Source organism: Brenneria sp. L4-2C, assembly GCF_040240335.1.
Lineage (GTDB): Bacteria > Pseudomonadota > Gammaproteobacteria > Enterobacterales > Enterobacteriaceae > Brenneria.
This window is the reverse complement of the sequence record NZ_JBEIAC010000024.1, coordinates 45,319-69,765: the sequence shown is the minus strand read 5'-3', so window position 1 is coordinate 69,765 and position 24,447 is coordinate 45,319. Positions and strand designations below refer to the sequence as shown.

General features: G+C 57.2%; 19 protein-coding genes and 1 pseudogene. 13 read left to right on the top strand and 7 right to left on the bottom strand.

The window, feature by feature from the left end:
- The 3 genes from ABRZ26_RS22425 to ABRZ26_RS22415 all read right to left on the bottom strand — a co-directional run.
- The coding region (locus ABRZ26_RS22425) for a two-partner secretion domain-containing protein (RefSeq protein ID WP_319606317.1) at positions 1–7,690 on the bottom strand (7,690 nt) is incomplete at its 3' end.
- On the bottom strand, positions 7,687–8,235 hold the full coding sequence (locus ABRZ26_RS22420) for a toxin-activating lysine-acyltransferase (RefSeq protein ID WP_319606315.1): 549 nt from the start codon (positions 8,233–8,235) through the stop codon (positions 7,687–7,689). The genes ABRZ26_RS22420 and ABRZ26_RS22425, both read right to left, overlap by 4 nt.
- Positions 8,235–9,875 (bottom strand): ShlB/FhaC/HecB family hemolysin secretion/activation protein, encoded by a 1,641-nt coding sequence (locus tag ABRZ26_RS22415; protein ID WP_319606319.1) that lies wholly within the window; start codon positions 9,873–9,875, stop codon positions 8,235–8,237. The genes ABRZ26_RS22420 and ABRZ26_RS22415 overlap by 1 nt, the downstream gene beginning before the upstream one ends.
- Positions 9,876–10,567: 692 nt before the next feature.
- Here ABRZ26_RS22415 and ABRZ26_RS22410 point away from each other — a divergent pair.
- Positions 10,568–11,071 (top strand): GNAT family N-acetyltransferase, encoded by a 504-nt coding sequence (locus ABRZ26_RS22410; RefSeq protein WP_319606314.1) that lies wholly within the window; start codon positions 10,568–10,570, stop codon positions 11,069–11,071.
- Between the two features lie 172 nt (positions 11,072–11,243).
- Here ABRZ26_RS22410 and rraB read toward each other — a convergent pair whose 3' ends face one another.
- Complete coding sequence (gene rraB, locus ABRZ26_RS22405; RefSeq protein ID WP_319606313.1) at positions 11,244–11,669, bottom strand: ribonuclease E inhibitor RraB; 426 nt, start codon at positions 11,667–11,669, stop codon at positions 11,244–11,246.
- 86 nt (positions 11,670–11,755) lie between these two features.
- On the opposite strand from rraB, the pseudogene argL reads away from it, so the two are divergent.
- The 12 genes and pseudogenes from argL to nrdG all read left to right on the top strand — a co-directional run.
- Positions 11,756–11,803 (top strand): annotated as a pseudogene (argL, locus tag ABRZ26_RS25115) (putative translational regulatory protein ArgL); the annotation flags it as partial.
- A gap of 28 nt (positions 11,804–11,831) precedes the next feature.
- Positions 11,832–12,839 carry an ornithine carbamoyltransferase gene (gene argF / locus ABRZ26_RS22400; protein ID WP_319606312.1) on the top strand — a complete coding sequence of 336 codons (1,008 nt, stop codon included), beginning with the start codon at positions 11,832–11,834 and terminating at the stop codon, positions 12,837–12,839.
- Between the two features lie 182 nt (positions 12,840–13,021).
- A complete protein-coding gene (locus ABRZ26_RS22395) occupies positions 13,022–13,237 on the top strand; it encodes a hypothetical protein (protein ID WP_319606311.1) in 216 nt (71 codons plus the stop codon).
- Between the two features lie 121 nt (positions 13,238–13,358).
- Entirely contained in the window at positions 13,359–14,294 is a 936-nt protein-coding gene (pyrB, locus tag ABRZ26_RS22390) for an aspartate carbamoyltransferase (RefSeq protein WP_319606310.1), read from the top strand.
- An 18-nt stretch (positions 14,295–14,312) separates the two neighbouring features.
- Positions 14,313–14,777: an aspartate carbamoyltransferase regulatory subunit gene (gene pyrI, locus ABRZ26_RS22385; protein ID WP_319606309.1), complete on the top strand. Its 465-nt coding sequence runs from the start codon at positions 14,313–14,315 to the stop codon at positions 14,775–14,777.
- A 138-nt stretch (positions 14,778–14,915) separates the two neighbouring features.
- Positions 14,916–15,302, top strand: a complete 387-nt coding sequence (ridA, locus tag ABRZ26_RS22380) for a 2-iminobutanoate/2-iminopropanoate deaminase (protein ID WP_319606308.1) — start codon at positions 14,916–14,918, stop codon at positions 15,300–15,302.
- 309 nt (positions 15,303–15,611) lie between these two features.
- Positions 15,612–17,045: a circularly permuted type 2 ATP-grasp protein gene (locus ABRZ26_RS22375; RefSeq protein WP_319606307.1), complete on the top strand. Its 1,434-nt coding sequence runs from the start codon at positions 15,612–15,614 to the stop codon at positions 17,043–17,045.
- Entirely contained in the window at positions 17,045–17,974 is a 930-nt protein-coding gene (locus tag ABRZ26_RS22370) for an alpha-E domain-containing protein (RefSeq protein ID WP_319606306.1), read from the top strand. The genes ABRZ26_RS22375 and ABRZ26_RS22370 overlap by 1 nt, the downstream gene beginning before the upstream one ends.
- On the top strand, positions 17,971–18,795 hold the full coding sequence (locus tag ABRZ26_RS22365; RefSeq protein ID WP_319606305.1) for a transglutaminase family protein: 825 nt from the start codon (positions 17,971–17,973) through the stop codon (positions 18,793–18,795). Before ABRZ26_RS22370 ends, ABRZ26_RS22365 begins: the two co-directional genes overlap by 4 nt.
- Before the next feature lie 21 nt (positions 18,796–18,816).
- A complete protein-coding gene (locus tag ABRZ26_RS22360) occupies positions 18,817–19,554 on the top strand; it encodes a proteasome-type protease (protein ID WP_319606304.1) in 738 nt (245 codons plus the stop codon).
- Between the two features lie 417 nt (positions 19,555–19,971).
- Complete coding sequence (gene nrdD, locus ABRZ26_RS22355) at positions 19,972–22,110, top strand: anaerobic ribonucleoside-triphosphate reductase (RefSeq protein WP_319606303.1); 2,139 nt, start codon at positions 19,972–19,974, stop codon at positions 22,108–22,110.
- A gap of 119 nt (positions 22,111–22,229) precedes the next feature.
- Positions 22,230–22,694 (top strand): anaerobic ribonucleoside-triphosphate reductase-activating protein, encoded by a 465-nt coding sequence (gene nrdG / locus ABRZ26_RS22350; protein WP_319606302.1) that lies wholly within the window; start codon positions 22,230–22,232, stop codon positions 22,692–22,694.
- A gap of 16 nt (positions 22,695–22,710) precedes the next feature.
- Here the strand turns inward: nrdG and ABRZ26_RS22345 are convergent, their stop codons facing one another.
- The 3 genes from ABRZ26_RS22345 to ABRZ26_RS22335 are packed head-to-tail and all read right to left on the bottom strand — an operon-like array spanning position 22,711 to position 24,299.
- Positions 22,711–23,364 (bottom strand): Rossmann-fold NAD(P)-binding domain-containing protein, encoded by a 654-nt coding sequence (locus tag ABRZ26_RS22345; protein WP_319606301.1) that lies wholly within the window; start codon positions 23,362–23,364, stop codon positions 22,711–22,713.
- A 30-nt stretch (positions 23,365–23,394) separates the two neighbouring features.
- The gene (locus ABRZ26_RS22340; RefSeq protein ID WP_319606300.1) at positions 23,395–23,826 is read right to left on the bottom strand and encodes a YhbP family protein; all 432 of its coding nucleotides are present in this window, start codon (positions 23,824–23,826) and stop codon (positions 23,395–23,397) included.
- Between the two features lie 26 nt (positions 23,827–23,852).
- Complete coding sequence (locus tag ABRZ26_RS22335; protein WP_319606299.1) at positions 23,853–24,299, bottom strand: winged helix-turn-helix transcriptional regulator; 447 nt, start codon at positions 24,297–24,299, stop codon at positions 23,853–23,855.
- Positions 24,300–24,447: the final 148 nt, after the last annotated feature.

The window sequence follows — 24,447 nt, the reverse complement described above, 5'->3', positions numbered from 1 at the left end:
TGCCATATTTCCGCATCTCGGCTTTGTAGATAGCCGTTTCTCGCAGTTGCTCGGCGCTATAATTCGGGTGTTTCTCTTTCGCCGCGTTTATCGCCCGGATTTGCCCCTCCGTGCGTGCGATATCCGCCGCCTGAGTGCCAATTTCGCCTATCAGCAGCGCTTCCTGCAACCGCTGCTGCTCTTTTTCCTTGTCGAATATCGGCGAGAGCGTCTGGTTCGCCTGCGCCACATCGCGGTTCAGGTCTGCCACGTCCTGCGTCTGACTGTCCGGGTTACGGATCGTTATCGTCCCTTCCGAGACCGCCGAGCGGGTGGTGCTGCTATCATGCCCTTCCCCGTTTTCCCCCACCAGCAGGCCATTCGCCATATTGCCCGCGAACTGCCCGCCAATGCTGCCGCCGGTACTCATCCCCACGCTCTGACTCTCCACCTCGTAGTCCGCCCGGTTTTCTATATCGCTGAATCCCAGCGTTCCCGTGTCGAGCCGGTTTTTATCCGCCGTCGCGGTCGAGCCGATGACCGCGCCGTTGAGCTGGGTATGTTCGCCCACCGTTACATCAAAGCCGCCCTTGCCCGCGAAGATGCCCGTTTGTTCAACCACCGAGTCGTAGTTGCTGTGCATTTTCTCCCGGCTCAGGTTGACGTTCGCCGAGCCGCTCATCGAGCCAAACGTGAAGCTGCCGCCTGCGCTGGCGTTACGCTGCTTCGCGTCGTAGCGGTCGCTGTCCTGCTCCGAGGTCATCGTCAGGTTGCGCCCCACCTGCGCTTTCACCGTTTCGCCGCTCACCTGCGCGCCGGTGAGCGTGGTGTCGCGTCCGCTCAGCATCGTCACCTGACGTCCCGCATCCACCGTGGTTTCCGTATGGGTGACGCCGTTGCCGCTCTCGCTGCCTTTGCCCTTGTTGACGCTGGCGGAAACGCTGATGCCCCAGCCGCCGGAACCCACACCGATCCCTACCCCGACGCTGCCGCCGCGGCTTTCGTTTTTGCCCTCCAACTGCTGGGTGTTTTCCGCCGAAAGCAGATTGATGTCCCGGTTCGCGGCAAGCTGCACGTTGTTCCCCGCCTTGAGCTGGCTGCCTTGTACCGTCAGATCGCCGTCCCGGCCTTGCGCGGCGATGCTCAGATCGTTGCCCGCCGCCAGGCTGCTGCCCTGCGCCGTGCTATGCTCGCTGCGCTGCGTCGACTTCGAGGACTGGCTGCCGTAAGAAAGGCTGACGCCCACCGTATTATTGTTCGCCGGATCGCCCCCTTGCGCCGCGTCCAGACGGGCCGCCTGCGTCGCCTGCACGCCGCTCAGCGCCGCCTTGACCCCCTGCAACGCCTGAAGACGGCTGTTGCCCGCCGATTTCGCATCCTGCGTCGCCGCCACCGCGCTGCTGAGCGCGCTGCCCGCCGCACCGGAAAGCGCCAGCGTCAGGCCGGACGTTTTCTGCTCCACTTCGTGCGTCTGCCGGCTCTGATTCCGCGCCGCTTCGATGTCGACGCGCTTGCCGCTGAGCGTCATATCGTTGCCCGCCACCAGTTCCGAACCGGTCACCGCGAGATGATTGCCCGCCCCGAGCGTCAGGTCGCCGTTCACGCTGCCGAGGGTGCTGCCCAGTTGCGTCGTATCCTGACCGGTATCGGTCATTTTCAGGCTTTGCGTACCGATGCTGAAACCGATGCCGCCCGAGCTCATCAGGCCGGATTTTTTCTCCTGTTTCTGATGCAGTTCGCTATTGCGCTCGCTCATGCCGCCGACGCTCAGATCGTTGCCCGCCAGCAGCGACACGTCGCCGCTGCCCGCCACGCTGCTGCCCAGCACCGTCAGGTCATTGCCCGCCGTGATGTCCACCGTATCGCCGCTCAGCTCGCTGCCCTGTATCGTCTGACGGGAAACGACGTCATGCGTGCGGGTGGTGGTTTTCGACAGCCACCCGCTGCTGCCCGTCACCTTATGGCGCTCATCCAGATCGAGGACGTTCTCCGCCCCCTGAATATTCACGTCATGGCCGGCGCTCAGTTGCAGCGCATTCTCTGAGGAGAGCGACGCCGCCCGCGCATCAATGTCGTTGCCCGCCGCCAGTATCACATCGCCGCTGGCGACCACTTCGCTGCCCACGCTGTCGCGCCGGCTTTGCTTCAGCGTGTTCTCCGCGTCCCAGACCAGCTCGTCGCTGCTGGCGGTCGAGACGGTATTCAGGTTCACATCCCGTCCGGCGACCAGCCGCGTCTGGCCATTCTCGCCGCTGTTCACGAGCTGGGCGGCGGTCAGGTTCAGATCGCGAGCGGCCTGAAGGGTAAATTTGCCGTCCTCGCCCTGAACGTAAATACCGGACACGCTGTCGATGGTGGTTCTGGCGAAATGATTCCGATCCGCGGCGCTTTCCGCGCTGCGGGTGGTGGAGGTCGCGTTAATATCGCGGCCGGCGACCGCCAGCAGACTGTCGTTGCCCTGAAGAATACCGCCGATATTGCTGATATCCGTCCGGGCGTTCAGGCGGACATCGGCCCCCTGAATAACACCGGCCTGGTTGATGATATTGTCGGCATCCAACTGCACCACGCTGCGTCCCGCGATGGTGCCGCGGTTAAACAGATCGCCGTCGAGCTTCATCGCCACATTGTTGCCGGCCATCAACGCCCCGGAGCCATCGATATCGCCGGGTTTCACTTTGGCGTAAACCTGCGGCACCAGCACCGACTGCCGTGAACCATCCGGCATATTCACCTCGGTATTCACCAGCCAGACGATATCGCCGGTCAAAAGCGACATCTGATCCGGCGTCAGCGCCACGCCCAGCTTCAGCGAGTACGCTTTGCCGAACTTAATGCCCTGCTCCATTAACGCCTTAAATTGCTCTTCGTCGTTGGCGTAGCCCTCAAGATAGCGCTGCCCGGTCAGATTGATCACCTGCTCGCGCACCAAGCGCTGCTCGTAGTAGCCGTCGCCCAGACGTTTGGCGGTGTTATCGCCGTTCTGACTGAACGCGTCCTGCATATAATCGCTGCCGAGCCACTGTTTCTCATTGGTGAAACGCGGATCGGTTTCCACCAGATAAGGCACGTCCGTCGATGGATTAACGGTGAACAGGCTGTTATCCGGCAATGTCGTGTCCGGGCCGACAATGCGGATAGTCCCTTCGGGAGGATTAACCTCAAACTGCTGGCCCGGCGGCGGGGTAACCGGTTCGCCGGCGGAAACCGTCTGCAATTGCGCCACGCGCGCATCGCTATTCACCTGCGCCGCGACCGTTCCCGTCTGGCCGATGGTCACGTCGATCGCCTGCGGCGTCAGGGTAGCAAGGTCGATCGCGCTGCCCTGAACCTCGCTGTCGCCGACAAGCTGACCCGGCTTCAGCGCGATGGTCTGAATCACCGTCGGCGGGGTATAGACGGAACGATCCGCGCCCTGCTCATCCGATCCTTTATGACGGATGCGATAGTAGTGCGTCACCCAGCCCGCATCGCTGGTATGACGTTCGCCGGACACATCGTCGTTTTTAATCTCTTTCATGTCGCTGATGGCCAGCGTACCGCCCGCGACAATCCGGCTTTTATCGTTGAAAAGCGTATCGCCGGCGAACGTCATGTCGCCGCCCGCGAGGATCTGCGCCGGGTCGGACGTTTTAATCCGCGTCTCCTGAACCGTACGAACGTAGTCGTACTGACTGAAGCTGTCGTTGTTCGCGCCGGTATCTTCCGGCGTGTTCAGGTTGCGCAGGCCGTTTGATGAGTTGCCGTCGACGAAAACGCCCTTCTCGTCGGCCTGCCAGCGGTTGGGCGAGCCGGCATGCTGATATTCGGTTACCGGCCCGCTGGAAACGGTGACGAACTCGGTGGAAAAGTTGTCGTTGATGTTATTGATCTGCCCGGCGGCAATCGTCATATTCCCGGCGGACTCGATGGTGGCGCTGTGGTTGTTGATGGTATCCGCCAGCCCGGTCGCCGCGCCGTTGGCCGCCAGCGCGCCGCCGATAACCATATCGCCCGCGCTATAGATCAGGCCGTGCCCGCTGTTGTTAAGCGTCCGCACGCCGATATCGACGCGTTCGCGCCCGGCAAGCGTGGCCGCCGCGCCGTTTTCAGCCAGGTTGTTGAACGTTACCGCATGCACGCCGATGAAATCGCCGTAAATACGCCCGCTGCCGCTGTTGGTGAGCGTATCGGCGGTAAGACGCGTGTAGCCGCCGTCAATCAGTCCGTAGTTAAGCAGCGTGCCGTCGACGTTCAGCCGGTTCTCTCCGGCATTGATTTCGCCGTCGGCCGCATTTGTCAGGTCGCCGCCGTGCAGATCGAGCGTCCCTCCCGCCAGCAGACTGCCGCTGTTGGTAATGCTTGCCGGCGTGACGAGCGTGACATCGCCGTTGGCGATCGTCGTACCGCTATTGGCGAACGACTGATTGCTTTGCAGCGTCATGTCGCCAAGCGATAGCAATTGCCCGCTGCCGTCAATGTTATTCGCCCGGATATCCAGTTGCTCGCCGGCCTTCGCCACGCCGTCCCGGTTGATGAGGTTCAGTCCCGAACCGTTCACCTTCAGCGCGCCGGCAGCGGCCAGCGTCCCCGCGCTGTTGTTCAGCTCGCCGTTATTGCTAATCGTCAGCGCGCTATCGGCCAGGATGCTGCCGTTCTGGTTGTTGAGTCCGCTGGCGCTGAGGTTGACGGTCTGGCCTTCCAGCCCCTGATTCGCGCCCTGGGTGTTGCGGTTAACCAAATTAAGCGCGTTAAGGGTCAGATTCGCGCCGCTGCGGATAAGCCCGGAGACGTTATCCACCGCGCCTTTGGCGTTATCGATCAGCAAATCGCCCACCGACTGAATCTGACCGCCGCCGTTTTGCAGCCTGCCGGTATGCAAACCGACGTTAGATTCACCGATAACACGCCCCTTGCCGCGGTTATCCAGATCCGCGGCCGTCAGATCGAGCGCGCCTTTGGCCGCCAGCGTACCGCCCTGATTATTCACTACGCCGCTGTTCAGCGTCAGCTCGCCGAGGCTGTTGAGCGTCCCCGCGGAGTTGTCGAACGCCTGCCCCTGAGCATCAAGCGCGACGCTGCCGCCCTGAATCAGCCCGGCGCGGTTCGTCAGTCCGTCGCTTAACGAGAACGTCAGCGCATTGGCGGCGACCAACTGCCCGTAGGCGTTGTCAAACTGGCCGCCGGTCAATGAGAAGGTGTCGCCGGCAAGGATAAGGCCGTGGCTATTGGCGAAAGAATCGGTCGCCAACGTCATTGCCTCCTGACTCACCAAACCGCCTTTCTCGCCGCTGTTGCGGTTAGTGAGCTCGCCGACGCTGACGCCTAACGCGCCGCCGCTCTGAATCAGACCGCCGCCGTCGTTGTTGATCCGCGCGCCGCGAAGCGTCAACCCTGTTTGCGCCGCCAGTTGTCCGCCCCGGTTGTCCAGAGTATCGGCGTTAATCGACGCCGACTCGCCGCTGACCAGCGTACCTTGCCGGTTGCGCAGTTCGCCGGCATCAAGCGAGAACGCGTTATTCGCGCCGATGACGCCGCCGCTGTTGTCCAGCCATTGGCCGGCGTTAAGCGTCATTCCGCCGCCGGATTTGATCGAACCGCCTGCATTAAGGAAGGTGGCGAAGTCTGCCGCCAGCGCCTGTTCCGAGCCGAACAACCCGTTGCTGTTGTCCACCGTCAGACCTTTGTAGGTCAGCGCGCCGCGGCTGATTACCGAGCCGTTCCGGTTATCCAGCGCGCCGCTGTTGATCCCCATCGCGCCATAAGAGAGCAGCATGCCGGACTGATTATTAAGCGTACCCTCATTCAGCGCCAGATCGAGCTTCTCGGCCAGCGCCACGCCCTGCTGATTCCCCAGCCCGGCGGATTCAATGCGCTGAGATTGGGACGCCTCAATGCGTCCTTTGCGGTTGTTGACGGCCTGTCGGCTGCGAATCTCGCCTTTGCCGGTCGAAGCGGAGATCAGACCTTCTTCATTGTTGAGCGCGTCGGCGTTGACGGTCGTATTGCCGACCGCCGCCAGCGTCCCTTTTCGGTTATCCAGCGCGCCTTTCACCTGCGCCTTCAGGCTGCCGTTCTGCGCCGCCAGCACCTTGCCGCTCTGATTGTCAATCGACTGGACGTCTAAGTTGACGTTGCCATTGGCGGCGATGTTACCCTGCCGGTTATTCAGCGCGCCCGGCAGGTTTAGCGACAGATCGCCGCTGCCGGTCTGGACGATTTCGCCCTGCCGGTTTGACATGCTCTGCGCGGAAAGGGTGAGCGCGTCGGCGCTAAGCGTACCGCCATCGTTGTTCAGTCGCCCGTCGGTACTCGCCGTCAACCGCTGCGCGTAAACCTGAGCGTTTTGCGTGTTGAGATTGCCTTTCCCGGCGTCCAGTTCAACCTGCGTTGCCTGCGTCTGGCTGGCGCTGAGATCCGCCCCCTGAGCGCGGACGCTGATGTTGCCGCCCGCCAGCGTCGTGCCGTGCGCGTTCAACTGGCCGCCGGCGCTCAATTGCAAATCGCCTTTATCCGCCAGTTTCCCGTTATCTTTCACGCCTGCCGCCAGCAGGCTTCCCTTACTGCTGGTCAGCGTGGCGGCCTGGAGTTGCGCATTGTTGCCCGCAATGACGGAGCCGCTGTTGCTGAGCGCGCCGTTACTCCGGATGTCGGCGTTATTCCCGGCGCGAATCGCGCCGCTATTGCTGATGCCGCTGTTCGACGCCAGTTGCGCGTCGTCGCCGGCGCCGATGGCCCCGCTGTTTTCAATACGCCCGTCGGCGGTAATCACCACGCTGCCGGCCTGCGCGCCGATGGCGCCCGCATTCCGCACGCCCACGCCGCTTTCGGTGCCGACCATGCGGATTTTACCCGCGTACATGCCGCCGAGAGCGGAGGTATCCACCGCCAGTTGCGGGGCGGTGGCGGCATCGCCGGCGGTTTGTTCGATACGGTCATGCCCGGCATCAACCTTGTTGCGCCCGGTGGTAACCTTCAAATCTTTTGCCCACAGCCCGGCGTTGACTTTTACCGAACGGGCGATGATATCGGTGTAATCGGCGCCGGAGGTATCCATTCCCGCGCCATCCACCGTCACCTCTCCGCGCTCGACGTTATAGCCGGTGATGTTGCCGTTGTTCATCTGCACCTGGCCGGTGGTGAGCGTGGCGCGATTGGCGTTGATAAAGCCGCAGCCGCTACAGGTAATGCCGGACGGGTTGGCGATCACCACCTGCGCCTTGTTGCCCGCCACCTCCACAAAACCATTCAGCCGGCTCGGGTCGCGCGAGTTGACCTCATTGAGGATGATTTTGGCCTCGCCTTTGGCCAGCCACGGGTTGCCCGTCACCATTCCCCCCAACTGCGTCTGCGTGTTTTTCCGCGAGTTATTGAGGATGACGCCTTTCTGATCGACATCGAACTGGCTGAAATTGTTGCGCGAGACGCCGCCTGCGGAGGGCGTCTGAATATTGACCTGCGGCGTGCCGTTGGCGCTGTTGAGAATGGTCGGCTGCTGGTTTTTCGGCGCGCCGCGGTCAGCCACAATATTCGCCTGCGCGGGCTGTATCGCCCCCATCGCCAACCAGATGCCGAAGCTGATCGCGCCGACTTTGCCGATGAGACGAGCATGCGTATGCCCAATGCCGGAAGAAGGCGAAGAACCGGCGCGTCCGGAGCGGGCGATATCCGCCACCACCATCAGCATGCCGCGCGCTTTGTTAAAAACGATACGATACAGATTCTTGTTCATCCCGGTGTCCTTCCTGTAAAAACTTCCGGCAGTTCAATGGTTAATGGGTGCGCTTTACGCCAGTTTCCCGCCGCTTCGCGGCTTACGCGCGCGCCGTGGAACATCAACACGCGTTTACCGCGTTCCCGCCCGCGGTGGTACAACGCGCGGGCGCAGAGGTCGGGGAAAATGTCATCCCGCATCAGTTTGTTCATCTCGGCGGTATGGCCGAAAGGGGCGATCCAGTCGCAAAGCCACATCCGATCGCCGCTGTCCCAGTCCTCTTCCTTCATATGGATGGCGGGACGGGTCAGGTAGCGCGCTTCCGATTCCAGGTTGAGCCACGCCCAGCTCAGAAAGAAAACCGGACGCGTCTGCTCGGCGACCAATACATACTGCCGGCGTTTGATGATGGGCAGCAGCAGCGTCGGCAGCGCATGTAACGGCGCATCGCGATGCAACGGCGAGTGCATCCACAGCCATACGGCAGCGCCGAGCGCTTCCGCTTCGTTCGCCTCGCCGCCCAGGATCAGCGGCGCTTTGATATCATAATTTCCGACGCGCATTACCAGCTCCAGTGAAGGTTGAACCCAAGCGTGACGGGGTCGGTTTCAAAGCCGTCCGGTTTCGAGAAAGGCACGCCGGCAAACAGGTCATAACTGGTATTGAGTACGTAACCGCGCAGACCGGCGACGCCGCCCGCCAGATGATTGCCGACCAGTTGCTCCGTCACCGCGCCGCTCACTTCGCCGTAGTCGACGCCCAGATACAGTTCCTGATTCGGCAACGGCGTCCGCCAGGCCAGATCGTTACGCACATACCAACCGCTGCTGGCGTTCAGCGTGCGTTCGCCATCAAAACCGCGCACCGTCCAGCGGTTGCCGATAGCGAACTGATCCTGGGGAGTCAGCGGCGTGTTGCTCATCTGGCGCAGGTACTGCACGTTGTAGCGGAACGTCTGCGAGCCGATGGTGAAAGGCACGTCAAGCTGGGCGTTAAACGCAAGAATTTTGCCGAGCGCGGTGGCATCGCCGGCAAACTCCTCCGGCGCAGGACGCGCGCCGAACCAACGGGTGCCGCGCTGGTAGCTGACGCCGGCGTCAAGCGTGGCCTGGCCGATATAGTGACGGTGTTGCAGCCCCAGGCGCCATGCGGCGGTCTGGCGACGCTGCACCTCCACCTCGGTGTCATTGATATAGTTGCGGGTTTCGCGCGCCAGTACGTTATAGGTAAACGTCGTTTTCTGGCTGCTGCTGCGGTGCAGCACGCGGCTTAACTGCACATCGAGATTTTTACTTTTGCCGCTGTACAGGTAATCCTCATTTAAACCGGCCACCGTCTGGTGATAGTCATAATCGCTGCCGGTAACGCCCAGCGTCCAGTAACCAAAGGGAACCGAGTAATGCGCCATATAATTGCGGCTTCTCTTACCGCCTTCGCCATGCAAATCGCGGCTGGCGGAGACATAAAGGAGATCGCTGAGTGAGAAGGGATTATCCAGCGACAGCGTGGCGCCCCCCTGATAGCGGCCGGTGCTTCTGGTTCCGGAGTCATCGAGCGACAGGCCGAGACGCCACATCTTTTCCTGCTTGCGGGTAATGACGATATCGCTCTCGCCCGGTTGTTCTCCGGGAATAATTTCCATGCTCGCCTGTACGGTGGGCAGGCGCTGCAAATTTTCCAGCCCCTGTTCGATATCGCGCAGGTCGAGCAGGTTCCCCTCATGCGCCGGAAAAGCGCTGTAGAGCCGAATATAGTCATCGCTGTCCGCCGTCAGTTTCACGCTGCGGACGTAGCCCGGCACGATGGCAAGCGTCAGCGTACCGCTGTTCAGATCCTGCGCCGGCGCCAGAACGCGCGCGGTTACATAGCCGTGATCGATCAGACGGTTCTGCAAAGCGCTCATCAGCAAATTGATCCCTTTCGCGCCCAGACAATGATCCACCGCCTGATCGGCCAGCCGCTGCAACGGCAGCCAGCCTGGGAACGCTTGAGTGCCATGCAGTTCGACTTTTTTGATCGGGAAGCACCGGGTCATTTCCACCGGGAAATGCAGGCGAGTCAGAAAAGAACCGGGCTGCTGTAAACGAACATCCGGCGCCTGCGGCGTCAATTGGCGCTCCTGCGCCCGCTGCCGTTCCTGTTGATTGATCTGCTGCTGGTTAATCTGCCGGTTATCGATCTGATCGGCCGCATTCGCCGGCATTGCAAAGAAAGGTAAAGGAACCGTTAATAGCAAATAACGTAAAAAATACGTTCCTGAACGGCGAGAGTTATTTAATGATTTGATTTTTTTATACAAATAATCGAAAGGAGCAATCCTTGTCATTATTTTTGTACCATAGAATTAAATGATTGGTTACATATTCACACCGAAAACAGGATTTCTGAAATAAGAAGAATCTCATTCGCGCGGATATCAAATAAAAGGCAAATACTTTAAGGAAGTTAACATGTTAAGCGTTCTGGGCCGCAGATAAAAAAAGCCATGCGATCGCCATAAAACAACGCGTGGCGTATTTATTATGCTGATGTGCATTTTTATTAGAAATAGATGCCGGGAAACCCGGCATATTAATAATGAATAAATATTATTTTCCGATAATTTTATTTATGACAGAATTTTATATAACCATTTTATAATAACAGAGCGCTACGGCACGCTTGTATGACCCTTTTGGTCCGTACAGCCGCGCCGGTAACCAGCTAAACGGCGATCCGTTTTATGCCGTGCTTCACTGTAGGCGCATTCTCGTCTTGCGCCGGTTCATCGCCGCATCGCCATTACGCTTAGCCCCCATCGGCAGCAATCGGTCATTGCATCAAATCAGGATTCAATGGTATTACAATCGCCAGCACTGGTGTGAACCCGAGACCGCAACAACAAGAGTAAATATCATGACAACCGCCATCCCCGCCAACTATCGAATTCGTCCGATCGCGGCGCAAGACAACGCGGCTATCGCTCGTGTTATCCGCCGCGTGTCCGCTGAATTCAATTTGACGGCCGACAAAGGCTACACCGTATCCGACCCGAATCTGGATAGCCTGTTTGAACTGTACAGTCAGCCGGACAGCGCCTATTGGATACTGGAGTATGAAGGTGAAGTCGTCGGCGGCGGCGGCATCGCGCCGCTGACAGGCGGCGATGCGGATGTGTGCGAACTGCAAAAAATGTATTTTTTACCGGTTCTGCGCGGCAAGGGACTGGCCAGACAACTCGCTTTGCTGGCGCTGGATTTTGCCCGTCAACACGGTTTCCGCCGCTGCTATCTGGAAACGACCGCGCATTTAACCAGCGCCATCCGCTTGTACCAGTCGCTGGGCTTCGAACATATCCCCCAAGCCATGGGCAATACCCGACACACCGATTGTGAAGTGAACATGCTGAAAACGCTGTAGCGTCATCCCGTCCTCCCTCTTTTCCCTTTGTGCGCGCTCAGGATCGTTGCGGGTTCAACGGCGTGGAATAAACGGATGGGGAAAATGCGGTAATGGGATTTCGCGACAATTGCGGACAGGATGTCAACCAGTTCAGCCGTGGGTTTTCCCCACGGCGCTATGAAACTCATGCTTAATGACGTTTTCCGTCATCGTCTTCGTCATAGAAGTCTTCGTCGTCCCCTTCCTCGCCTTCTTCGCCATCGGGATCTTCAAAGTAGGTACCCCAGCCGTCATAGTTCACGCCATACTGTTCAGCCAGCGTCAGCAGTTGTTCCACCTGAGCGTCGATCACCTCCGCATTCAACGATACTTCGCTGATCGCGTCGCAGCACATCAAGAGAACGCCGTCTTCCACTTCCAGCTCTTCCGCATCCGTCACTTCATAGCCCAGCTTGAACGCCTCTACGGCGACTTTTTCCAGCACGTCGAATTTCTCGGCCGAGAAATGGTGCTCAATGGTATAAAGCGCATCCGGATCGCTGCCGTCATCCAGCAGTTCTTCGATGATCAGCCGTGTTTCTTCACGTTGTTCTTCCAGCAATTCGCGGTTTGCCATTCCTCAGTCCTCATTAACCGACGTAATATTGCGCCATTCTCCCACAGCCCTGCGGCCGTCTCCACCATAAAGTTTGCCCCTGGCACTTGAATTTGAATAATTACACATATAAAGTGAATTTTAATTCAATCATTAGCATTGATCAGTCTGGAGATATGCGTCATGAAGTCATTTTACAAGCGTCATTTTTTAAGATTAATGGATTTTTCGCCAGTGGACATCGCCAACCTTTTGGCCCTGGCGGCGGAACTGAAAGCCGATAAAAAAAGCGGCAAAGAAGTCCGCCGTTTGCATGGCAAAAACATCGCACTCATCTTCGAAAAAGATTCAACCCGTACGCGTTGCTCTTTCGAAGTTGCTGCATACGATCAGGGAGCGCAGGTGACCTACCTGGCGCCGAGCGGCAGTCAAATCGGCCATAAAGAATCCATCAAGGATACGGCGCGCGTCCTGGGAAGAATGTACGACGGCATTCAGTATCGCGGCTACGGCCAGCAAATCGTCGAAACGCTGGCGCAATATGCCGGCGTCCCGGTCTGGAACGGGCTGACGGATGAATTCCATCCGACGCAACTGCTGGCGGATCTGCTGACAATGCAGGAACATTTACCGGCCAAACCGCTGTCGGAGATGAAAATGGCCTACGTGGGCGACGCCCGTAACAATATGGGCAATACCATGCTGGAAGCCGCCGCCTTGACCGGGCTCGATTTACGTCTGATCGCGCCCAGGGCCTGCTGGCCGGAAGCGGGACTGGTGGCGGAGTGTCAGGCGGTCGCCAAACAAACCGGCGGCAACATCACCCTGACGGAGGATATCGCCGCCGGCGTGACCGATGTCGACTACATCTATACCGACGTCTGGGTATCCATGGGCGAACCCAAGGAAGTCTGGCAGGAACGTATCGCCCTGCTGAAACCTTATCAGGTCAACATGGCGATGATTGCCGCGACCGGTAATCCACAGGTGAAATTCCTGCACTGTCTGCCGGCGTTTCATGACGACCAGACCACGCTCGGCAAACAAATGGCCGAACAGTACGGCCTGCATGGCGGTATGGAAGTCACCGATGAGGTGTTCGAGTCCGCGCACAGCATCGTGTTCGATCAGGCGGAAAACCGCATGCACACCATTAAAGCCGTGATGGTGGCGACGCTGAGCCAGGATTGATTCTGCCGGTTGGTATATCGGAGAGGAACGCCGGCGTTATCAGCCACGCTTTCCCCGTCCCCCCTTGCAATACTCCCGTCCCGTCATCCCCGCGCTGGCGGGAATCAGTCAAGGGCTATTCACGGTTCCAGCGGCAGATCCCCGCCTACTGACGCGGGGATGACGGTATTGGAACTGCGGGGATGGCGGCATTGGGAATCACGGGGTGCGGGATTGTAAAAAAATCAGGTTTCACGCTTGAATTGGCCTCTTCTGAGCGTATAATTCCCGACAATTTGCCGGGAGGGAACATGCGCCGCTGCATAAAAAAATTCGCCGTTCATGCTGGTTATCAACCACAACTGCCGTCCGGCAGCCGGCAGGCGTTTTCCTTCCATTGCTTGACCGATCGTTCATAAAAAAGCCCCTCGTTGAGGGGCTTTTTTTTTGTGGCCAGCCATCCCTGGCGGTCACCCTTCGAGCCGTCGTTTGTGGCGAATATCTGCTTATCAGGCCTAACCGTTGGGAGAAAATATAAAAATGGTCAATCCGCTTTATCAAAAACATGTCATTTCAATTAACGATCTCAGTCGCGAGGATCTGGAACTGGCATTGCAGGTTGCCGCCAGTCTGAAAGCGAATCCCCAACCCGAGTTGTTAAAACACAAAGTGATCGCCAGCTGTTTTTTCGAGGCGTCAACGCGCACCCGGTTATCTTTTGAAACCGCCATGCACCGCCTGGGCGCCTCCGTCGTTGGCTTTGCCGACAGCAGCAACACCTCGCTGGGCAAAAAAGGCGAAACGCTGGCCGACACCATCTCGGTCATCAGCCAGTATGTGGATGCGATCGTCATGCGTCATCCCCAGGAAGGCGCCTCCCGCCTCGCCACCGAATTTTCCGGCGGTATTCCGGTACTCAACGCCGGCGACGGCGCCAACCAGCATCCGACGCAAACGCTGCTCGACCTGTTCACCATACAAGAAACCCAGGGCCGCCTGAGCAACATCAATATCGCCATGGTGGGCGACCTGAAATACGGCCGCACCGTTCACTCGCTTACCCAGGCGCTGGCGAAATTCGAGGGCAACCGTTTCTACTTCATCGCCCCGGATGCGCTGGCGATGCCGGATTACATTCTGAAAATGCTGGAAGAAAAAAACATTACCTACAGCCTGCACAGCAGCATTGAGGATGTGGTCGCCGATCTGGATATTCTGTACATGACCCGGGTACAGAAAGAGCGTTTGGACCCGTCCGAATACATCAACATCAAGGCGCAGTTCATTCTGCGGGCCGCCGATCTGGACCACGCGCGCGCCAACCTGAAAGTGCTGCACCCGCTGCCGCGCATTGACGAAATCACCACTGACGTGGATAAAACCCCCTACGCTTACTACTTCCAACAGGCGGGAAATGGTATTTACGCCCGTCAGGCGCTGCTGGCGATGGTATTGAATCGCGAACTGGTTCTGTGAGAGAAAAGAGGAATAGTCATGACTCACGATAATAAATTACAGGTGGAAGCCATCAAACGCGGCACGGTTATCGACCACATCCCCGCGCAGGTGGGCTTTAAGCTGCTGACCTTATTCAAACTGACCGCGACCGACCAGCGTATTACCATCGGCCTGAACCTGCCCTCCAACCAGCTTGGCCGCAAGGATCTGATCAAAATCGAAAATGTTTTCCTCACCGAACAGCAGGCGAACCAACTGGCGATATATGCGCCGCAGGCCACGGTAAACCAGATCGATGACTACAATGTGGTGCGCAAACTGGCGCCGACGCTGCCCGATCACATCGACGATGTCTTAACCTGCCCGAACAGCAACTGCATCAGCCGCACAGAGCCGGTTTCATCCTCATTCCGCGTGAAGCTGCGCGAAGGCGAAGTGCAGTTGAAGTGTAAATACTGCGAAAAAGAATTTGAGCGGCAGGCGGTATTGCAGAATCACTGATTCCGCCCTTTGATATTAATCATAAAAGAACGCGCCGACGGTTTCTTCGGCGCGTTCCGCTCGCAATCATTGCCTGAGGCGGCGCTTTTTTGAATAATGGCATCTTCGCGTTATTGATACGTCACACAAGGAGATACTATGTCACGCAACATCAGCACCGAACACGCTCCGGCAGCCATTGGCCCTTATGTTCAGGGCGTCGATCTGGGCAGCCTTATCATCACTTCCGGCCAGATCCCCGTCGATCCGAAAACCGGTCTGGTCGCCGATGACGTGACGGCTCAGGCGCGCCAGTCTCTGGCTAACGTTCAGGCGATTGTGGAAGCCGCCGGTCTGAAAGTTTCCGATATCGTTAAAACGACGGTATTCGTTAAAGATTTGAACGATTTCACCACCGTCAACGCCGCCTATGAGGCTTTCTTTAGCGAACATAATGCGCCGTTTCCCGCCCGTTCCTGCGTCGAAGTCGCTCGTCTGCCCAAAGATGTAAAAATCGAAATTGAAGCGATCGCGGTACGTCGCTAAGCCCCATTATTGAGCATCATGCCCCAAAGACGCACCCTTTAGTGGCGTCTTGTTGCCGGCGGGTGGTTTTTTGCCCGCCACGCCGCAGGCCGACGCATTGCTTTATTGAGAAACGTTCCCAGCCGTTTTCCCCGCCCTTGCTCGCCATGACGTTTTCTCGCCCCACCGAAATAGTGCATTCATGGAAAGCCACGCACCAGCGCAGTGCGAAAAAATGGCAATACCGGCACATTCGCTCGTTTTTTCAATATGGCGCATTTTATGCATCATCCTGTTATCACTTTTTCAGCGTGATGCCAGAGGATGACAATGATAAAAATGACGCTTCCAATACCGTCTTACTATGACGAGATGCTTTCCGCAGAAGGCGAACAACGCCAACACTACAATTCCTATTGGCAATGGCTGCAACAGACCGATCAACAGGCAATCAGGCAAAAAAAAGAGCAGGCTGAACTGTTGTTTCACCGCGTAGGCATCACCTTCAACGTCTATGGCGAAGAAGGCGGCACCGAACGTTTAATTCCTTTCGACAGCGTCCCGCGCATTATTCCCGCTCACGAATGGCGCCTGCTCGATCTCGGCATTCGCCAGCGGGTACAGGCGTTGAATGCCTTTTTGTACGATATCTATCATCAACAGCATATTCTTAAAGCCGGTATTATTCCCAGCGAACAGGTGCTGGCGAACGAGCAATACCAACCCTGTATGCAGGGGGTGCATTTACACAACAACATTTACGCCCATATCACCGGTATCGATATGGTGCGCAACAGCGATGGTAATTATTACGTGCTGGAGGATAACCTGCGCACCCCTTCCGGCGTGTCCTACATGCTGGAAAACCGCAAAATGATGATGCGGCTCTATCCGGATCTCTTCGCCAGACAGCATATCGCCCCCGTCGAACGTTACCCCAGCTATCTGCTGCAAACGCTGCGGGAAAGCACGCTGGTCGACGACCCCACCGTGGTGGTGATGACGCCGGGGCGATTCAACAGCGCCTATTTCGAACACAGTTTCCTCGCTCAGCAGATGGGCGTCGAACTGGTGGAAAGCGCCGATCTGTTTGTGAAAGAAGGCGCGGTCTACATGCGCACCACCGAAGGCCCGTGCCGGGTGGACGTCATTTATCGCCGGGTGGATGACGCGTTCCTCGATCCGCTGGCGTTCCGCTCGGACTCCATGCTGGGCGTCCCCGGTCTGCTGTCGGTGTACCGCGCCGGCGGCGTGGTGCTGGCGAACGCCATCGGCACCGGCGTCGCGGATGATAAGTCCATCTATCCTTACGTCCCGGAGATGATTCGCTTCTACCTGTCTGAAGAACCGATTTTGGGCAATATCCCGACCTGGCAGTGCCGCGATCCCAAAGCGTTGAGCCATGTACTCAACAACCTGGATAGCATGGTGGTGAAAGAAGTACACGGCGCGGGAGGATACGGCATGTTGGTCGGCCCGCGGGCGACGCGTCGGGAAATCGAGGATTTCCGCCAGCGCCTGTTGGCGAATCCGCACAATTATATCGCTCAGGAAACGCTGGCGCTCTCCACCTGCCCGACCTTTGTGGAAGACGGACTGGCTCCCCGCCATATCGATTTGCGCCCGTTCGCGCTGTCAGGGGAAGAGATCCGCCTGATTCCCGGCGGTCTGACCCGCGTCGCATTAACGGAAGGTTCATTGGTGGTCAACTCCTCGCAAGGCGGCGGCACCAAAGATACCTGGGTCATGGAGGAGGATGAATAATGTTAAGCCGTACAGCCAGTGAACTCTATTGGATGGCCCGTTATCTGGAGCGGGCCGAAAGCCTCGCCCGGGTTCTGGACGTGACCTACAAGCTGTCCATGATGCCGCGTCACAGCCAGCAGCAGCGCGATTTGGCGCTACCGCTGAACCTGACCTATACGCATGAGTTGTTTCAGGAACGTTATTCGCGTTTCTCCATGAACAACCTGCTGAATTTCTTCGCGCTGGACAGCCAAAACCCCAGCAGTATTTATAACTGCATCGAGATGGCCTGGAATAACGCCCACGCCGTGCGCGGCAGCCTCTCTTCCGAAATCTGGGAATGCATCAACGCCACCCGGATCGATATTCGTAACCTGCGCTATCAGGGGGTGGATAAAATCGGCATTGACGCCTTCTTCGACTGGGTTAAGGAGCGCGCGCACCTGTTCCGGGGCGCGATGTTCGGCACCTTGCTGCGCGGCGACGCGCAAAACTTTATCCGGCTCGGCACGCTGATCGAACGCGCCTACGCCACCGCGCAACTGCTCGATTTGAAAAACCAGCAGTTGAATAGCGACCCGGATCCCGTGCGTGAATATTACCGGCTGGATACGCTGCTGCGGGCGGTCAGCGCCCGCGAGGCCTACCATAGCATCTATCGCCAGCCGATCAGCCGTGAAACCGTGACCGAACTGCTGATATTACGTGAGGATGTGCCGCGTTCGCTGCACGCCTGCGTGGACGATCTGGTGCAGCAGTTGGAGGCCATCGGCAGCAAGCGGGCCAAAGAGCCCCGACGCCTGGCCCATCTTCTGAACGTCGAACTGCGTTTCAGCACGATGGACGACATTATGGAAGAGGGGCTGGACGCCTATCTGAAGCACTTTTTAATTAAAATCAATGAACTGGCTGACAGTATCCGTCACACCTATCTGGAGGCGCTATGAAACTGACCATTAATCACCTGACGCATTATCGTTACGATGAGGAAGTGAAGTTCAGCACCCAGTATCTGCGCCTGACGCCGCAGAATTCAGCCCGTCAGCAGATTCAGTCGTGGAACCTGACGCTGCCCGCTTCGGCCGTCGCCACCACCGATACCTACGGCAACATCATGCATGTGCTGACCCTCGACATGCCGCATCGCGACATCACCATTCACGCTCAAGGTGTGGTGGAAATCGCCGATAACGCAGAAGAGTCTTATTACTACAGCGAGACCGATACGCTCTCGCCGCTGGTATTCTTGCGCGTCACGCCGTTGACGGAGGCCGATCGCAATATCCGCGAATTCGCCAGGCGTTATTATCAGCCGGCGTCGCCCGAAGAAAGTCTGATCGCATTGATGACGGAATTGCGGTTGAAAATGCCGTATACTCCCGGCGCAACGCAGGTGCAGGACACCGCGGCCGAAGCGTTCGCCATGCAAAAGGGCGTCTGTCAGGATCATACCCATGTTTTTCTGGCCTGCTGCCGCAGCCTGAATATCCCCGCCCGCTATGCCAGCGGCTATGTCTACAGTGAGGATACGCAGCATGTGGCTATGCACGCCTGGGCGCAGGCGTGGCTCAATGATCGCTGGCAAAGTTTTGATATTACGAACAATACCTGTCAGCTCAATCAGCATTTGCTGTTGGCGGTCGGCATGGATTATCTTGATGCCTGTCCGGTTCGCGGTACGCGGGTCGGCGGCGGATGTGAAGAGATGTTTTCCGAGGCTGAAGTCCGGCTGTTTGAACGACAACAGCAGGTACAGCAGCAACAGTAAATTTTTAACGAGAAGGTGGTTATGACGTACTGTGTGGCCATGCGTCTGTCCGACGGTTTAGTGTTTGCTTCAGATTCCCGTACCAATGCCGGAGTCGATCATATTGCGACTTTCAAAAAACTTCATGTTTTTCATGATGAGGGTCAACGCGTTCTGGTGATCCAATCCGCCGGCAATCTGGCCACCACGCAAAGCATCATCAGCCTGCTTAGCGCGCGCATCGAGGCGCAGGAAACGCCGAACCTGTTGCAGGCCGACTCCATGTACGATGCGGCGATGCTGCTGGGGGAAACCGTGCGCGAAGTGATCTACCGCGACAGTCAATCCCAGCAAAGCGGCAGCAATACCAATTTCGGCTGCAACCTTATTCTCGGCGGTCAGATTAGCGGCGAAGAGCCGCGGCTGTTCCATATTTACCCGGAAGGCAACTTTATCGAGGCCACCAAAGACACGCCGTATTTTCAGATTGGCGAGAGCAAGTACGGTAAACCGATTATCGACCGGGTGCTGAGCATGGATACGCCGCTCGAACAGGCGATGTGCTGCGCGCTGATCTCCATTGACTCAACCCTGCGCAGCAACCTGTCGGTGGGGCTGCCGCTGGACGTGATGATTTATCGTGCGGACAGTTTCGATGCCGGCGGACAGCAGCGTATCACCGAAAGCGATGACTACTTCATCAAGATCCGCAAGGCGTGGTCGGAAGGGCTGCTGAATACGTTTCGCCAGCTCCCGCCTTTTCCGGTTGCTGAGCGATAAGGGAAAACGGAGCGCCGCATATCAGGCGCTGTAAAGGTGACAGGCGACCCGCCGTCCATCATCGAACGTAATATCCGGTATCGCTGAAAACGAGTGACAAGCGCAAAAATGCGCCAGCAATAAAAAAGCTGACGCCTTCTTCAAAAATGCAACATGTTGACCCCATCCAAAAAAATGAGCCAAATCAAGCGTCTTTAACTGTACAAAAAATGCGCGCTGAGCAGCCTTTCGGCTGAGTTCTGAATTCTTTGTTTTAGATCAACAAAACGCGTACTTTCTCGAACCAAGAACTACATATAGGGTCTATTATATTAAAAATATCCATATATAGTGGTTATCCACAATGTCATCCACAGCGGACCTTCTTTATTTACCGCTGTGGTTTACCTGTGGATAACATCAACAGAGGAACAGAACGTGAAACCAGTAGTGATTAAACGGGATGGCTGCCAGGTACCTTTTGATGAAATTCGTATCAAAGAGGCCGTAGAGCGAGCGGCACAAGCTGCTGGTATCGACGATTCTGATTACTGTGCGACCGTGGCCGCCGCCGTCGCCCAACAAATGCAGGATAAACGACGCGTAGATATTCGCCATATCCAGGATGCAGTTGAAAATCTGTTGATGTCCGGCAAATACAAGCAGCTGGCGCGTACCTATATAGAATATCGCCATGACCGCGATATCGCGCGCGAACGCCACGGCCGGCTGAACCAGGAGATCCGCGGGCTGGTGGAGCAGAGCAATATGGCTTTGCTGAACGAAAACGCCAATAAAGACAGTAAAGTCATCCCTACCCAGCGCGATCTGCTGGCCGGCATCGTGGCCAAACACTACGCCAAACAGTATATCCTGCCGCGTGATGTGGTGCTTGCCCATGAGCGCGGCGAGATCCACTACCACGATCTTGATTACTCGCCCTTTTTCCCGATGTTCAACTGCATGCTGATTGACCTCGGCGGCATGCTGACCAAAGGATTCAAGATGGGCAACGCGGAAATCGAACCGCCGAAATCGATTTCTACCGCCACCGCCGTCACCGCGCAGATTATTGCTCAGGTCGCCAGCCATATTTACGGCGGCACGACGATTAACCGCATCGATGAAATTCTGGCGCCGTTCGTCGCCGCCAGCCATAAAAAGCATCAGGCCGTGGCGCGGGAATGGCATATTCCCGATGAGGAAGGCTATGCCCGCACCCGGACGGAAAAAGAGTGTTACGACGCCTTCCAGTCCCTGGAGTACGAAGTCAACACCCTGCATACCGCCAACGGCCAGACGCCGTTCGTCACCTTCGGTTTTGGGCTGGGTACCAGTTGGGAATCCAGATTGATCCAGGAATCGATTCTGCGCAATCGTATCGCCGGGTTAGGCAAAAATCACAAAACGGCGGTATTCCCCAAACTGGTGTTTGCCGTGCGCGACGGGCTGAACCGTAAGCCTGGCGATGCGAATTACAGCATCAAGCAACTGGCGCTGGAATGCGCCAGCAAGCGCATGTATCCGGATATTCTGAATTACGATCGGGTCGTTGAAGTGACCGGCTCATTCAAAACGCCGATGGGCTGCCGCAGCTTCCTTGGCGTCTACGAGGAAAACGGCGAGCAAATCCACGACGGCCGCAACAATCTTGGGGTCATCAGCCTGAACCTGCCGCGTATCGCGCTGGAAGCCGACGGCGATGAAAACCGCTTCTGGACGCTGCTCGACCAGCGTTTGGCGTTGGCGAAAAAAGCGCTGATGACGCGTATCGCCCGGCTGGAAAACGTGAAGGCGCGCGTCGCGCCGATTCTGTATATGGAAGGCGCCTGCGGCGTGCGCTTAAAAGCGGACGACAGCGTGGCGGAGATCTTCAAAAATGGGCGCGCGTCCATTTCTCTGGGTTACATCGGCATCCACGAAACCATCAACGCGCTGTTCGGCAACGAGGTACACGTATTCGACAATGACACGCTGCGTGAAAAAGCGGTGGCTATCGTCGCACGCCTGAAAAAAGCGACCGACCAATGGAAAGAAGAAACCGGTTATGGCTTCAGCCTGTACAGCACGCCGAGCGAAAACCTGTGCGATCGCTTCTGCCGTCTGGATACCGCCGAATTCGGCGTGATCAAAGGCGTGACGGACAAAGGCTATTACACCAACAGCTTCCATCTGGATGTGGAGAAGAAGGTCAACCCGTACGAGAAAATCGACTTCGAAGCGCCTTACCCGCATCTGGCGAACGGCGGCTTCATCTGCTACGGCGAGTATCCCAACCTGCAACATAACCTGAAGGCGCTGGAAGACGTCTGGGATTACAGCTACAACCGCGTACCTTATTACGGCACCAATACGCCGATCGATGAATGCTACGAATGCGGCTTCACCGGCGAGTTCGAGTGTACCAGCAAGGGGTTTACCTGCCCGAAATGCGGCAATCACGATTCGTCGCGCGTATCCGTTACCCGGCGGGTTTGCGGCTACCTCGGCAGCCCGGACGCCCGCCCGTTCAACGCCGGTAAGCAGGAAGAAGTCAAACGCCGGATCAAACACTTAGGCAACGGGCAACTCGGTTAATTTACGCCGGATAGATCTCGTCGCACTCCGGCAAGGCGCCCTTGCCGGAGATATCTCCCCGCGGACGTGACGAACCGCGATACATTGCGATAAGCCCCATTACGGTAGTAAAAGACGCCATGAATTATCACCAGTATTACCCGGTTGATGTGGTCAACGGTCCCGGAACGCGCTGCACGTTGTTTGTGTCAGGGTGCGTACACCAATGCCCCGGTTGCTACAACAAAAGCACCTGGCGGCTCAACTCCGGCCAACCGTTTACCCAGGCGTTACAGGACCGGATCATCGCCGATCTTCAGGATACCGAGATTCCCCGCCAGGGGATTACGCTGTCTGGCGGCGATCCGCTTCACCCGCAGAACGTTCCCGATATTCTGCAACTGGTACGGCGGATACGCACGGAGTGTCCGGGTAAAGACATATGGGTCTGGACGGGCTACGTGCTCGCCGAATTGACCGAAGCGCAACAGCAGGTGGTATCGCTGATTAACGTGCTGGTGGACGGCAAATTTGTGCAGGATCTCAAAGATCCCGCCCTGATCTGGCGAGGCAGCAGTAATCAGGTTATCCACTACCTGCGCTAATCTTTGCGTTCGCCTGCTACAAGAATGCATTCTGCTTGCCCAGCGCGCGTAACCGATTTGACTCCAAAATCGTTACCTTTGGTTTGGGCTCGGGAGAAAAAGCCTGGTTCAATAACGCTTGCGCTACCGTCTTCCCTTCGATAGCCCGCCATTTTGCCGGGAAAATACGCAATAGCGGCGCAGTCAGACTCTCCAAAGGACGGTTCTCCCGCCTTTTCCCCAATAATAGCGACGGCCGGGCCAAGGTCAGATGCTGCCATCCCTGCCCACGTAACGCTTTCTCGGTTTCGCCCTTCACCCGCGAATAAAAGAAAAGCGAATTCGCACTCGCGCCAAGGGCGCTGACCGCCAGCAACTGTTTCGCGCCCAATGCCAAAGCCGCTTTTGCCCCCTCCACCACCAGCGTGTAGTCCACATGACGAAACGCCTGTTTACTGCCTGCCGCCTTGATGGTCGATCCCAGACAGCAAAACGCGATATCAATAGGCTCGGTAATCTGGGAAAACGCCGCCGACAGATCTGGATCATGCGGATTAACCACGATTTCCGATGGCGGCAAAGGTTTACGGGTCGGCGCATAAATCACTTCCACCCGGTTGTTGGCCTTCAATAGCTGCAACAATTCATTCCCTACCAGCCCCGTCGCTCCCAATAGCAATATCCGGCTCATACTTCTCCCCCTGTTGCCGGCAGCCAACGACTAACGCTGCCAGCGATGCTTTTTTCCGAATCCCAACGTGTTGTCCGTCATCTTCAATTCCGTCAGATACAAGCGCCAGATGGGCGTATGCGCCGCTCTGGCGATCGGGAAACGCCGATTGTAAGCTGTCCGAGCCTGTTGTTCGTCCTCCCCTTCCAGTCGTTCCGCGCGCGCGCGGAACTGTACGCCTTTAATCAGCATGACGCTTTTCGGCTGGCCGCTTACCGTCCCGGCGATCTGCGGTTGCCGCGACATCAGTTCGCCATGGCGAGTGTGTAATTCCGTCATCACATAAAAAGCGACCTGTTGTTCGTCATAAGTGTAGAAGCAACTCGCACACCATAAATCCGAATTTTCACCCGCGCATAACGTCAGTACGTGCAGCTTCTTCAAATAACGCGCGATGGCGCCAAGATCGTTGTCTGTTTCCACCTATCCTCCCGTCATCTGTCGGCGTCTCAGTCGACCTTCTGAACGTAGGTATCCCGCGCCGCCAATAAACGCCCCTCGGCGGAGCGCGGCGTCATAACCGGCAGAGGCTTGCCGGTTTGCCGATCCAGCAACTGCGAACGCGGCTCATCTTGTTCAAACAGATTTCGCTCCCCCCACTGCCGCAATCCGACCAACAACGGGAAAAGCTGAACCCCCTTTGGCGTCAGCACATATTCCTGATAGGCCGAACCATCGGACGCGGGCCGAACCGTCAGAATCCCCTCGTCCACCAGACGGCGCAGACGATCGGTAAGAATATTTCGCGCCACCCCCAGGCTACGCTGAAAATCACTGAAACGTCGACGCTCGTCAAACGCATCGCGGATAATCAGCAACGACCAGCGATCGCCGATCACATCCAGCGCACGCGCCACCGGACACGCATCTTCTTTCATACTTTTGCGTTTCACCATCGTTCTCTTATCCCGTTTCCGTCTTATCAGACTCCGCGCCAGCCGGCTGGTTTTTCACTGACGCCGTTCAATTTAGTTGCATTTTAAAACCACAATAACTACCCTGCAATCAGTTGCATTTTGAAACTCATTGCTATGCGGAATAGTA